The organism is Armatimonas sp. (genome assembly GCF_043757465.1).
Taxonomy (GTDB): Bacteria; Armatimonadota; Armatimonadia; order Armatimonadales; family Armatimonadaceae; genus Armatimonas.
This window is the reverse complement of the sequence record NZ_JAYVPL010000003.1, coordinates 1-10,414: the sequence shown is the minus strand read 5'-3', so window position 1 is coordinate 10,414 and position 10,414 is coordinate 1. Positions and strand designations below refer to the sequence as shown.

Sequence of the window (10,414 nt, the reverse complement as noted above, 5' to 3'; positions counted from 1 at the left end):
GCCGAAGCCACAGAAGAAGTGGGCATCCTAAGAGATGCCCACGTATCCCAAGCGGTCACGGAGCAAGCTCCGGGGAATGTACCCGTATGCGATTCACCACAGGAGTCTGGCTCCCCGCTGTGGGATACGTCACACTGGTAAGCTTGCCACTCGTGTAGGCAAAGCTAAATGTCCGGCTCGCTGGGTCAGTCACACTCGTGATTCGGTTGTTGCCGTCATACGAAAACGAGAGAGTTCGGCTGTTGGCATCTACGACACTGGTAACAAATGCGCCGCTGTTGTGGTTGATGGTGAGCGTGTTATTGTTACGGTTTTTGATACTTCCACAAACCCACTCGCCGCCCACCACCGTAAAGGCATACTTTACCTGGCTCTTGGTCGTCAGAGTGTAGGTGCTCGTTCCAGAGCTGTACACCAACCCATCATAGATCCCCGTGGGTGGCGAGAAGCTGCCATCAATGTTCTTGGTGAACACATACGCCAGGTCATTGCCCCAGTGCATCGCCACATCGCCCGTGCCAGAGTCCACCACGAGATACATGTCGAAGCTATGTGTCCAGTGCTGCCCTAGCTCTGAGTTATGGTTGCCCTCGCTGTTGTGGTAGAGCGTGAAGTTCACGGGCAAGCCACCACGCGCACTCCAGCCCACAATGGGAAGCTCGGTTAGCTTATTGCCGTTTCCCGTATTCGTGCCCCCAACGCTTCCTTCCCAGGGATACGTCGAGCCAGAATCAGGATCGAGGGAGAGCGCATAGCCAGTAGCTCCCGTGATTCGTTTTAGTTCAAAGGCTGTCAAAACACGCTGATGCCCCTTGGCTTTCTGGTGAGTGTGAGCGTACGCCGCTCCCGCACTTGGCCCGACCGACAGCCAGGCGAACAGTGCAGCTGTCAGCACTGCGCCTTTTCGCCGTATCGGAGTCGCTGTAAAGAACATTTCGAATATCTTTCTTGTCCAATAAGAGCAAGAGGCGATAGACTGGTATGTCTGCCGCTCCTCGCGGTGAGACGAGACGCCGGGAGTCTTTGCTTTTGCCACCAAGCTAGATGCAAAGGCTCTCGGTTTTCCTACTTTTTAAGGGTGAGGACAATCCCCCCACTCTTGGCCAGTAAGTCAGCCAATTCGATACTTTCCGCTTTCGGGCGGTTGGGATCATGGATAACCACCGACACTTCCCCCGTAAACGCGTTCTGGGAAATCTTCAAGACGGCCACAAAGTGATTGCCCTGCCACCAGGCAACCAGTGGAGTCGGTAACTGACGGAGCGCATCGCGGTCTACCTGCACGCCCTGGGCCACTAGCCCGATACTGCGCGCCGCCGCCACCAATCCCTCTAAACTCGTCCCCTCCGCGCTCACCCCCGCCGCCTTCGCAAGAGTAGCAATATCCGCCTTCACCCCAAGTTCGGCTGCCGCGAGCACCAGCGCACGCGGCCCACAATCGCCACTTACCCCTCGGCTCCCAATCTCCTTTTCCCCCGCCGGGCGGGGGCGAGGGGGCAAACCCACACACAGCCCCACCTGCGTCTTGAGAAATGCGGTATCCGTGGGGGAAAGATTCGGGCGTTTGAGTAGCGCCTCCAGCGCGAGCTTTGCGCTTATTTTATCTCCTTTGGCAAAGAGAGCCGCCGCTTTCTGGTACTCGGGCAGCGAGCGCACGGAAACAGTGGTTCCCCGCAGGGGAATCGTGCCCTGGGCACGGGCGACGGAAGGAGCCGGAGGATGGCATCCCGATATTAATGCAATAACACTAACAAAAACAAGAAATGAGCAACAATAACGACGCATAATTGCAAGAGACTCCTTCAATGGACAATAGTAACGCTCTGCTCTGCTCTGCTCTGCTCTGATTCTACCCTGAATCGTTTGCTTTGCAAGTTTTTTTTAATATTATTTTCCTGCCGTTCTTCTCGCCCTCACTTCCTCGTCTGGTATACTTGAGGCGAGGGAGTGAGGGTGCTGCTCGTCAAAATATGCCCGAAGCTCGGGCAAGTCTACTTTGTGGTAGAAGCAACCAACGGAAAGCTCGAAGCAATAGACTTGGAGGTACCAACGCTGTACCCAGAAGTATCAACCAAGTACCCAGACGTCGAGCCTATAAATCACAAGGTTGAAGCGATACACCAGAAGGTTGATGGAATCCACTTAAGGATCTGAACAATCTACTCACTGCTCTCAAGAATCTACTCACTGCTCTCAGGAAAGGATCAGAAGATCATGGAAACCAAACCCATCCGAAAAACACCCGGCGCGATCAGCACCGCGTACTTGAAAGCGCTCCAAGAAGCCGAGACCGTCGCCAATGCCGTCAAGCAAGCGGCCTACACGTCCCGGCTGGCAAAGAGCGCTATCACCACAGCCGCAGCGGATGCCTTGCTGGCACGCGTCGAGACCTGCCGAGCAGACTTCACTGCCGCTGTCGAGCTGCGCGAGCGCAAGAAAAGCCTGACCGCCGTCGAGCTGGCAGAGGAGAAAGTGCTCACTCGCTTCGTACGACAAGCACAGAGTGCCGCCCGCCAGAAGGGAGCCGATGTCCCCGACCCGGAGCACTACCGCGCCAACTACTACCTCGGCGAGCAGATCGTTGTGAACCGTAGCAATCTGGCCGCCTACTCCGAGGGGATACTCCAGCGCCTCGCCACCGACGACCTACCCGGCTGCGATGCCGACTTTATCGCCGCGTTTAGCGCAACGCGTGGACGCTGGCAGCAGGCCAATGCCGCACAGAGTGAAGCGCAGGCACAGGCGGGCGAAAAGCACCAGACGGCAAAAGACGTGCTGGAGGAGATTCAACAAGGGCGTCGCCGCATCCAGCGAGCCGCTGAGTTCCAGTTTCCCGCCAGCGACTCCAATAACGCCACCGCACGCGCCGCGTTCTTACTGCCCGCCACACGCCCCTTCCGTGGGTAGTGAGGTGAGCAAAAGAAAAGCCCCTCCGATTTTCGGAGGGGCTTTTCTTTTGTGGAGAGTCGCGGGAGCGCTCTACAGCTCTAGCTTGGTGGCACCACCCGGGCCCGCGTTCGCGCTGGAGCGGAACGGCATTCCGAGCTGGTAGAGAAGGTAGCGAGCCTCCTCGTCTTTACCGGCGGAGGTCACGATGATAATGTCCATGCCGCGAATCTTATCAATCTGATCGTAGCTAACCTCAGGGAAGGTGAGCTGCTCCTTCATGCCCATGGCGAAGTTGCCACGGCCATCAAACGAGTTGGGGTTCACGCCCTGAAAGTCACGGACACGGGGAAGGGTGACATTGAGCAGCTTGTCCAGAAACTCCCACATGCGTGCGCCGCGCAGCGTGACTTTACAGCCAATCTTCGCGCCCTCACGCAACCGGAAGTTGGCGACGGATTTCTTCGCCACACAGATCGCGGGCTTCTGGCCCGTGATAGCGGCCATGTCCTTGATCGCGTTCTCCAGGAGCTTCGGATCGCCCCCGGTGCGGCCTGCCTCACCGACGCCCATATTGAGAACGATCTTCTCCAGGCGGGGGGCTTCCATGATGTTCTTATAGCCGAACTGCTTTATCAGCGCAGGGGCCGCTTCTTTTTCGTAACGCTCTTGTAAGCGAGCTTTGTAGCCAGACATAATTTGATTCCTTTCTCGGTTCCAACCGAGTCAGCTCCCGGCAGGTGCCGGAGGGTTAAATGCCCAGGACGTCTACCGTCCTGGCAGTTTTAGATAACCTCGCCGCCCTTGACAGCGACGCGGACTTTCTTGCCATCGCGCACTTCCACGCGAATCCGGGTAGGCTTGCCGTCTTTGTTGACCAGAGCTAGCTTACAGGCCAGCATCGGAGCCTCAACGGTAATTCGGCCACCCACGGGGTTCGGATCGGCAGCCGTTGGCTGAGCCTTCTCGTGCTTGGTCACCATATTGATGCCCGCAACCACGACCTTACCGGACCTCGGGTAGGAGCGAGTCACCTCGCCGGTGCGCCCTTTGTCTTTGCCCGCGATCACAATCACGGTATCGCCCTTCTTAATAAAGAGCTTGCCTTCAAATACCTTCTTCTTACCTGGCATTAAAGTACCTCCGGTGCCAGCGAGACGATCTTCATCCCGCCTGAAATATTGGACTCACGCATCTCACGAGCAACCGGGCCAAAGACACGGGTGCCACGCGGCTCCAGGTTGTTGTTGAGCACGACCGCCGCATTCTCATCGAAGCGAATCGTCGAGCCATCGCTACGCTTGATGGGCTTCTTGGTGCGGACGATGACCGCCTTCACAACATCGCCCTTCTTCACGTTCGAGTTCGGGGTCGCGGACTTGACGGCGGCGACAATCACATCACCGACACCACCCGTTTTAGTGGTTGAGCCTTTGAGCACACGGATGCACAGGAGCGAGCGCGCTCCCGAGTTGTCCGCAGCCTTGAGGCGGGTGTACTGCTGAATCATAAAAACTTTCCTTAACGTCGCAATAGGGCCGAGACTTTTTAACTCTCAGCCCTACCCAGACGCTTATCGCAAACTGCGACGTGAATCCTACCCCCTAGCCCCCGTGCAACGGGGGGAATACAAAGAAATTCCTCATTGTCCCCCCGCCGGGCGGGGGTTAGGGGGTGGGTAAATGCTTACTTAGCTCGCTCGATCACACGAACGAGGCGCCAGCACTTTTCCTTCGAGACCGGACGGCACTCCATGATCTGAACTGTATCACCCGTATGGGCATCGTTGGTCTCATCATGTGCCTTGAACGCACGCGAGCGGCGTAGCGTCCGACCGTAGAGAGGGTGCGGCTTGAGGGTCATGATTGTCACGACAATGGTCTTATCCATCGCATCGCTGGTCACCACCCCTTGACGGGTCTTCCGATAGCCGCGCTTTGTCTCCGTGGTTTCTGGGGTTACTGTCTCTTCGGCCATCAGTTCGACTCCTTCTGCGCCAGATACATGTTGATCCGCGCAATGCGCTTGCGGGTCTTGCTCAGATCCGCCGTCTTCTCGAGCTGGCGCTTGCCATTGGCGAAACGCATTCCCCAGAGCTGCTTCTTGGCGGTGTCCAGTTGCTCACGCAGACCGGAGATATCCAGACCAGAAAGCTCATCGCGCTCCTGCTTGGCCTGACGGTTATTCGCCATTGTTATTCTCCTCAGCGACTTCCTCAGCCGCATTTTCCTCAACGACCTCCTCAGTCGCCTTGGCCGCCTCCTGATCCTTTCGGTTCACAAAGCGGGTCGAGATCGGAAGCTTATGCTGCGCAAGACGCATGGCCTCGCGGGCTAGCTCTTCACTAACACCAGCCATCTCAAAGAGCATACGACCTGGTTTAACCACGCAGACCCAGCCCTCGACAGCTCCCTTACCGGATCCCATACGGGTCTCGGCAGGCTTCTTCGTGTAGGACTTGTCCGGGAAGATACGGATCCAGATCTTGCCCCCACGCTTGATCTTACGGGTCATCGCTCGACGAGCCGCCTCGATCTGATTGGCTGTCATCCAGCACGACTCCAGAGCCTGGAGCCCGAACTCACCGAAGCTCACTTCGGTACCGCCCTTGGCCTTGCCACGGCGATGGCCACGGTGCATGCGTCGGTACTTGACGCGTTTAGGCATTAACATTTTCTGTCTTACTCCCCTGTCGCCGTCGAGTAGCTACCACCACCTGTGTAGCCGCCACCGCCGCCTTCGTTTCCACCACGGGGGCCGCGACCTGGGCCGCCACCGCCACGCTCACCACCTCGGCCTGCTGCGCCACCGCCGCCACCGCCACCGCCGCGACCCGTGCCACCGCGACCACCGCGACCACCGCGGCCACCACGACGATCGTCATCACGATCCCGGCCACGATCAGAGCGCTGCCCCGCAGGATTCTCCACCGGGCGACGAGCACCCGGGAGGATATCTCCCTTGTAGATCCAGACCTTCACTCCAATGGTGGAGTAAGCCGTCACTGCCTCGGCAAAGCCGTAGTCAATATCGGCACGCAGGGTGTGCAACGGCACTTTTCCCTGGCGGTCTTTCTCACGACGTGCCATCTCCGCACCACCGAGTCGCCCGGAGACCTGGGTACGAATCCCAAGGACACCAAGCTTCATCGCACGAGTAACGGCCTGTCGCATGGCACGCTTGTAGCCGATACGCTTCTCGATCTGCTGCGCAATGGACTCCGCCACGAGCTGAGAGTTCGTCTCCAGGTGGCGAATCTCCGCAACATTGACGTGCACCGTCTTTTTCGTCATCTTCTCGAGATCCGCTTTGAGCATATCAATGCCCGAGCCACCCCGTCCGATGATGATTCCCGGCTTGGCCGTGTGCAGCGTCACACGAAGCTGGTTCGCCTGGCGCTCAATCTCGATCTTGGAGATCGCCGCGTTCTCAAATCCCTTACGCTTCTTGATACTCTTGCGAATAACGTAGTCCTCTTTAAGAAACTCGGCATACTGCTTGTCGGCGTACCACTTGGAATCTGCATCCCGGATGACACCGATACGGAACCCAATCGGGTTAATCTTCTGTCCCATGGTTTACTCCCCTGCCTCAGCGGTCTCGGTCGTCTCGGTAGACTCTTCGGTCGTTGTAGACTCCTCCACCACGGGAGCCTCAGCCAGGGTCGGCAGTGCGGCACGTAGCGGCGGTTTCTTCGCCGTTTTCCGCCCCGTCTTGGCAGGCGGAGCCTCACCCTCGCCCACGATCACAGTGATGTGACTCGTGCGCTTAAGGATTCGGTAGGCACGGCCCTGAGCACGTGGCTTAACACGCTTCATGGTCGGTCCCACATCCACATAACAACCAACAATCTTGAGATAATCAGGGTTCATCTCAAAGTTATTGACAGCATTGGCGCAGGCTGAAGTCACCACTTTGGCGATCTCTGCGGCTGCATGGTTTGGCGTGAACTTTAGCTGGTCAAGTGCTTCTTGAGCATACTTTCCACGCACAGAGTCGAGTACTAGGCGCACCTTTCGGGGTGCCATCCGCACAAATCGGGCGGTAGCTTTTGATTCCATCTTGCTTCCTCCCTACTTTCTCATACGGCTGGACTGACCGGTACCGCCTGCATGACCCTTGAAAGGCCGAGTGTGAGCGAACTCGCCGAGCTTGTGCCCGACCATGTTCTCCGTGATAAAGACAGGCACATGCTTGCGCCCATCATGCACGGCAAGGGTTAGACCGATAAACGAAGGAAAGATCGTCGACCGACGTGACCATGTTTTGATAATGGCCTTCTTTCCGCTCTCGTTCATGGCGTCTACCTTTGCCAGAAGTTTCGGGTCCGCAAAGGGCCCCTTCTTCAAAGATCGTCCCATAAATTACTCCTGCCCCAGTCACAGGCTCTTGCCTGTCGGGTGCGTGGCCGGAGCTTCGCCCCGGCCAACATGGACACACGATTACTTCGTGCGCCGCTTGACGATAAACTTGTTCGTCGACTTGTTCCGGCGGGTCTTGTAACCAATCGCCGGGACGCCCGTCGCAGACACAGGGCCCTTCTTGCGGCCCACAGGGCTCTTGCCCTCACCACCACCGTGCGGGTGCTCGCGGGGGTTCATGGTCACACCACGAACGTGAGGCGTACGCCCCTTCCAGCGAGATTTACCGGCCTTACCAAGAGACTCGTTCTCATGCTCCAGGTTACCTACCTGGCCAATGGTGGCCCGGCAGGTCAGCAGCACGCGACGCATCTCACTCGATGGCAGACGGAGCGTGGCGTACTTGCCCTCTTTTGCCATGAGCTGCGCATAGGCACCAGCGGAGCGGGCCATCTGGCCCCCTTTGCCGGGACTAAGCTCAATATTGTGGATCGTGGTACCCACGGGAATATTGACGATGGGAAGCGCATTACCCGGCTTGATGTCAGCCGTCGGCCCGCTTGCAACCGCATCTCCCACAGAGAGGCCGACGGGCGCCAGGATATAAGTCTTGGTACCGTCCTCGTACTGCAAAAGCGCGATACGCGGCGTGCGGTTTGGATCGTACTCGATCGCCAGCACGGTAGCGCCCACATCATCCTTGGACCGCTTGAAGTCAATGATGCGATACATCCGCTTGTTGCCACCACCACGGTTGCGGATCGTCATCTTACCGGTATTGTTACGACCGGCCTTCCTTCTTTTCGGCTCGACCAGGCTCTTCTCCGGCTTGCCCTTGGTGATCTCACTGTAGTCAGGGCTCGCCATGAAGCGACGGCCAGGCGTAATTGGTCTAAAACGTCGAATCGGCATCGCTTACACTCCCTCAAACAACTTGATGCTCTGCCCTTCGGCAAGCGTCACAATCGCCTTCTTATAGCCGGGGGTCTTGCTCACGCTCGAACGTCCAAAGACGCGGTAGCGCTTGATCTTCCCCTTGACAATCATGGTATTGACCGCAGTAACAGTCAGCTTACCCTCACCCTCGCCATCCGTAAAGAGAGTCTCAACGGCGTCACGGATCTGGAACTTGTTCGCATCCGCATGCACAGCGAAGGCGTACTTGCGCTCGCCGTTCATCGTCAGAGACTTCTCCGTAATGATCGGGCGCTCTATAACCTCATAGATACCTGGCATACTACGCCTCCTTCTCTTCTTTTTCGTCTGCCCAGCCGCTGAGGGTTGCCGCCGCCGCCTTGGTGATCACCACCACGCCGCCGTCTACCACATCACGCGTTGAGATACGTTTACCCACACGGATCGTCACCCCCGCGATATTGCGCAGGCTCTTGACAGTAATCTCATCGCCCTCGTCAATCACGACGAGCGATTTTCGCGCACCGCCCGTGACTTCGGTAAGGAAGTTAGCTGCCGTCTTGGTACTGATCTTGCCATCAAGATCGAAGCCATCCACGACCACCATCTCGCTGTCGACGAGCTTGGCGGAGAGTGCGGACCAGACCGCAGCACGACGCATCTTCTTGTTGATCTTGTGACCAAGATCACGCGGATGCGGACCATGAGCGGCACCACCACCCGTCCAGTGAGGAGCGACGATAGATCCCTGACGCGCACGTCCGGTACCTTTTTGCTTGAAGGGTTTCCTTCCGCCGCCTAGCATATCGCCCCGGCCGGGGGCATTGCGGGTATCCTGACGCCAGTTCTCCTGCTCTGCAACCACCGCTTGGTGCATCAGCGCAATATTGCGCTCCGCTCCAAAGACGCGCTCGGAGAGAGAGATATCTCCTGCTGTCTTCCCGTTTTTCGTTTTTATCGCCAACGTAGGCATAATTAATCTCCGTTACCCGAGGAATATTTCCCGGGGTTATTTCTTTTTGCTGGAGCGCTGAGTCTCCTGGCGAATACGAACCTTCTCAGAACGGCGTACCTTCTCAATCGAAACGACTCCGCCGTTGGCACCAGGCACAGCACCTTTAACCAGAAGGATATTTTTCTCGGCGTCAATACGAACCACGCGCAGGCCCTGCTGGCTCACTTGCTCGTTGCCCATACGACCCGGCTTGCGGCTTCCCTTGAAGGTACGCGCAGCATCCGTCGCACCGCCCGACATGGGCTTTCGGTGGATCATCGAGCCGTGGGTCATATCACCACCATGGAAATGGTAGCGCTTGACGACGCCCGCAAACCCCTTACCCTTGCTAACCCCTACCACAACGATCTTCTCATCCGTGGTAAAGATATCGCCCACGCTGATCGTGTCTCCTACAGAGACACTGGCTCCGTCCTGAATATCGTACTCTTTCAGGAAGCGGCGCGGTTGCACCCCCGCACTGGCCAAGTGGCCTTGCTCAGGGCGGTTCAAGCGGTTAACGTTGCACTCCTCAAACGCGAGCTGCGCCGCGCTGTAGCCATCGTTATCCACCGTCTTTACCTGAGAGATGACGCACGGTTCCACCGCAATAACAGTCACGGGAACAACCCGGCCTTCGTCATCAAAAATCTGTGTCATCCCGACCTTGCGGCCAAGAATGCCTTTTACTGACATAATTTCCTCCACGGCGCACCTGGATTCCCTTAAATAGCCCTTGTTATCGGGGGGTGGGGGAATTTGCGTGACGCGGCTTAATTTTCTCTTAGAGCTTGATCTCGATATCCACACCCGACGGCAGATCAAGACGCATAAGCGCATCAATCGTTTTCGGGCCTGGATTGAGAATATCAATCAGACGCTTGTGAGTACGCATCTCAAAGTGCTCCATTGACTCTTTGTCAATGGTGGCATTGCGCTGCACTGTAAATATCCGCTTCTCGGTGGGCAGGAGTACCGGCCCCGCGATCCGCGCACCTGTCCGGCGAGCGGTGTCTACGATTTTCTCCGCAGACTGATCGAGCACACGGTGATCAAACGCCCGAAGGCGGATTCGTACTTTATCGTTTCGCATAAATGTTTTATTTTCTCTTTAGCGTAGAAAAAGCGGGAGAGATTACTCTCTCCCGCTCTGTCTCACTAGGCCAAAATTTTAGAGACGACTCCCGCACCCACCGTTCGGCCACCCTCACGGATCGCGAAACGAAGACCCTCTTCCATAGCAATGGGAGCGATCAAC

17 protein-coding genes and 1 pseudogene are annotated in these 10,414 nt (G+C 57.2%); 1 reads left to right on the top strand and 17 read right to left on the bottom strand.

What is annotated here, in order from left to right; all coding sequences use genetic code 11:
• Nucleotides 1–55: 55 nt before the first annotated feature.
• Both ACH2ED_RS00595 and ACH2ED_RS00590 read right to left on the bottom strand, forming a co-directional pair.
• Nucleotides 56–934 carry a DUF6531 domain-containing protein gene (locus ACH2ED_RS00595; protein ID WP_395088187.1) on the bottom strand — a complete coding sequence of 293 codons (879 nt, stop codon included), beginning with the start codon at nucleotides 932–934 and terminating at the stop codon, nucleotides 56–58.
• Nucleotides 935–1,065: 131 nt separating this feature from the next.
• Nucleotides 1,066–1,785, bottom strand: a complete 720-nt coding sequence (locus ACH2ED_RS00590; protein WP_395088185.1) for a cysteine peptidase family C39 domain-containing protein — start codon at nucleotides 1,783–1,785, stop codon at nucleotides 1,066–1,068.
• A gap of 429 nt (nucleotides 1,786–2,214) precedes the next feature.
• Between ACH2ED_RS00590 and ACH2ED_RS00585 the strand changes: the two genes are divergently transcribed.
• Nucleotides 2,215–2,907 (top strand): hypothetical protein, encoded by a 693-nt coding sequence (locus ACH2ED_RS00585; protein ID WP_395088183.1) that lies wholly within the window; start codon nucleotides 2,215–2,217, stop codon nucleotides 2,905–2,907.
• 72 nt (nucleotides 2,908–2,979) lie between these two features.
• Here the strand turns inward: ACH2ED_RS00585 and rplE are convergent, their stop codons facing one another.
• The 15 genes and pseudogenes from rplE to ACH2ED_RS00510 form a co-directional block, all read right to left on the bottom strand.
• On the bottom strand, nucleotides 2,980–3,582 hold the full coding sequence (gene rplE, locus ACH2ED_RS00580; protein ID WP_395088181.1) for a 50S ribosomal protein L5: 603 nt from the start codon (nucleotides 3,580–3,582) through the stop codon (nucleotides 2,980–2,982).
• Between the two features lie 89 nt (nucleotides 3,583–3,671).
• Nucleotides 3,672–4,019, bottom strand: coding sequence for a 50S ribosomal protein L24 (gene rplX / locus ACH2ED_RS00575; RefSeq protein WP_395088179.1), 348 nt, complete (start codon nucleotides 4,017–4,019; stop codon nucleotides 3,672–3,674).
• Nucleotides 4,019–4,396 carry a 50S ribosomal protein L14 gene (gene rplN / locus ACH2ED_RS00570; RefSeq protein ID WP_309696424.1) on the bottom strand — a complete coding sequence of 126 codons (378 nt, stop codon included), beginning with the start codon at nucleotides 4,394–4,396 and terminating at the stop codon, nucleotides 4,019–4,021. Before rplN ends, rplX begins: the two co-directional genes overlap by 1 nt.
• A gap of 176 nt (nucleotides 4,397–4,572) precedes the next feature.
• A complete protein-coding gene (gene rpsQ, locus ACH2ED_RS00565) occupies nucleotides 4,573–4,863 on the bottom strand; it encodes a 30S ribosomal protein S17 (protein ID WP_395088177.1) in 291 nt (96 codons plus the stop codon).
• On the bottom strand, nucleotides 4,863–5,078 hold the full coding sequence (gene rpmC / locus ACH2ED_RS00560) for a 50S ribosomal protein L29 (protein ID WP_395088175.1): 216 nt from the start codon (nucleotides 5,076–5,078) through the stop codon (nucleotides 4,863–4,865). The genes rpsQ and rpmC overlap by 1 nt, the downstream gene beginning before the upstream one ends.
• Nucleotides 5,068–5,559 carry a 50S ribosomal protein L16 gene (gene rplP, locus ACH2ED_RS00555; RefSeq protein WP_309696419.1) on the bottom strand — a complete coding sequence of 164 codons (492 nt, stop codon included), beginning with the start codon at nucleotides 5,557–5,559 and terminating at the stop codon, nucleotides 5,068–5,070. The genes rpmC and rplP overlap by 11 nt, the downstream gene beginning before the upstream one ends.
• A gap of 8 nt (nucleotides 5,560–5,567) precedes the next feature.
• Complete coding sequence (gene rpsC / locus ACH2ED_RS00550; protein ID WP_395088173.1) at nucleotides 5,568–6,461, bottom strand: 30S ribosomal protein S3; 894 nt, start codon at nucleotides 6,459–6,461, stop codon at nucleotides 5,568–5,570.
• Between the two features lie 114 nt (nucleotides 6,462–6,575).
• Nucleotides 6,576–6,947 (bottom strand): annotated as a pseudogene (gene rplV / locus ACH2ED_RS00545) (50S ribosomal protein L22); the annotation flags it as partial.
• 12 nt (nucleotides 6,948–6,959) lie between these two features.
• Complete coding sequence (rpsS, locus tag ACH2ED_RS00540) at nucleotides 6,960–7,247, bottom strand: 30S ribosomal protein S19 (RefSeq protein ID WP_309696417.1); 288 nt, start codon at nucleotides 7,245–7,247, stop codon at nucleotides 6,960–6,962.
• 81 nt (nucleotides 7,248–7,328) lie between these two features.
• A complete protein-coding gene (gene rplB / locus ACH2ED_RS00535) occupies nucleotides 7,329–8,159 on the bottom strand; it encodes a 50S ribosomal protein L2 (RefSeq protein ID WP_395088171.1) in 831 nt (276 codons plus the stop codon).
• A gap of 3 nt (nucleotides 8,160–8,162) precedes the next feature.
• Nucleotides 8,163–8,483, bottom strand: coding sequence for a 50S ribosomal protein L23 (gene rplW / locus ACH2ED_RS00530; RefSeq protein WP_309696413.1), 321 nt, complete (start codon nucleotides 8,481–8,483; stop codon nucleotides 8,163–8,165).
• Between the two features lies 1 nt (nucleotide 8,484).
• The gene (gene rplD, locus ACH2ED_RS00525) at nucleotides 8,485–9,135 is read right to left on the bottom strand and encodes a 50S ribosomal protein L4 (RefSeq protein ID WP_395088169.1); all 651 of its coding nucleotides are present in this window, start codon (nucleotides 9,133–9,135) and stop codon (nucleotides 8,485–8,487) included.
• A gap of 36 nt (nucleotides 9,136–9,171) precedes the next feature.
• Nucleotides 9,172–9,852 (bottom strand): 50S ribosomal protein L3, encoded by a 681-nt coding sequence (gene rplC / locus ACH2ED_RS00520; protein ID WP_309696409.1) that lies wholly within the window; start codon nucleotides 9,850–9,852, stop codon nucleotides 9,172–9,174.
• A gap of 88 nt (nucleotides 9,853–9,940) precedes the next feature.
• Nucleotides 9,941–10,249 carry a 30S ribosomal protein S10 gene (rpsJ, locus tag ACH2ED_RS00515; protein ID WP_184197095.1) on the bottom strand — a complete coding sequence of 103 codons (309 nt, stop codon included), beginning with the start codon at nucleotides 10,247–10,249 and terminating at the stop codon, nucleotides 9,941–9,943.
• 65 nt (nucleotides 10,250–10,314) lie between these two features.
• Nucleotides 10,315–10,414 (bottom strand): hypothetical protein (locus ACH2ED_RS00510; protein WP_395088189.1); only part of this gene is annotated, 100 nt, incomplete at its 5' end.

What these genes read in the sequence shown, in the direction of transcription:
- rpsQ (WP_395088177.1), bottom strand. Translation starts at nt 4,863, where the DNA reads ATGGCCGAAGAGACAGTAACCCCAGAAACCACGGAGACAAAGCGCGGC.
- rplB (WP_395088171.1), bottom strand. Translation starts at nt 8,159, where the DNA reads ATGCCGATTCGACGTTTTAGACCAATTACGCCTGGCCGTCGCTTCATG.
- ACH2ED_RS00595 (WP_395088187.1), bottom strand. Translation starts at nt 934, where the DNA reads ATGTTCTTTACAGCGACTCCGATACGGCGAAAAGGCGCAGTGCTGACA.
- rpsJ (WP_184197095.1), bottom strand. Translation starts at nt 10,249, where the DNA reads ATGCGAAACGATAAAGTACGAATCCGCCTTCGGGCGTTTGATCACCGT.
- rplW (WP_309696413.1), bottom strand. Translation starts at nt 8,483, where the DNA reads ATGCCAGGTATCTATGAGGTTATAGAGCGCCCGATCATTACGGAGAAG.
- ACH2ED_RS00590 (WP_395088185.1), bottom strand. Translation starts at nt 1,785, where the DNA reads ATGCGTCGTTATTGTTGCTCATTTCTTGTTTTTGTTAGTGTTATTGCA.
- ACH2ED_RS00585 (WP_395088183.1), top strand. Translation starts at nt 2,215, where the DNA reads ATGGAAACCAAACCCATCCGAAAAACACCCGGCGCGATCAGCACCGCG.
- rplE (WP_395088181.1), bottom strand. Translation starts at nt 3,582, where the DNA reads ATGTCTGGCTACAAAGCTCGCTTACAAGAGCGTTACGAAAAAGAAGCG.
- rpsS (WP_309696417.1), bottom strand. Translation starts at nt 7,247, where the DNA reads ATGGGACGATCTTTGAAGAAGGGGCCCTTTGCGGACCCGAAACTTCTG.
- rplN (WP_309696424.1), bottom strand. Translation starts at nt 4,396, where the DNA reads ATGATTCAGCAGTACACCCGCCTCAAGGCTGCGGACAACTCGGGAGCG.
- rplP (WP_309696419.1), bottom strand. Translation starts at nt 5,559, where the DNA reads ATGTTAATGCCTAAACGCGTCAAGTACCGACGCATGCACCGTGGCCAT.
- rpsC (WP_395088173.1), bottom strand. Translation starts at nt 6,461, where the DNA reads ATGGGACAGAAGATTAACCCGATTGGGTTCCGTATCGGTGTCATCCGG.
- rplD (WP_395088169.1), bottom strand. Translation starts at nt 9,135, where the DNA reads ATGCCTACGTTGGCGATAAAAACGAAAAACGGGAAGACAGCAGGAGAT.
- rplC (WP_309696409.1), bottom strand. Translation starts at nt 9,852, where the DNA reads ATGTCAGTAAAAGGCATTCTTGGCCGCAAGGTCGGGATGACACAGATT.
- rpmC (WP_395088175.1), bottom strand. Translation starts at nt 5,078, where the DNA reads ATGGCGAATAACCGTCAGGCCAAGCAGGAGCGCGATGAGCTTTCTGGT.
- rplX (WP_395088179.1), bottom strand. Translation starts at nt 4,019, where the DNA reads ATGCCAGGTAAGAAGAAGGTATTTGAAGGCAAGCTCTTTATTAAGAAG.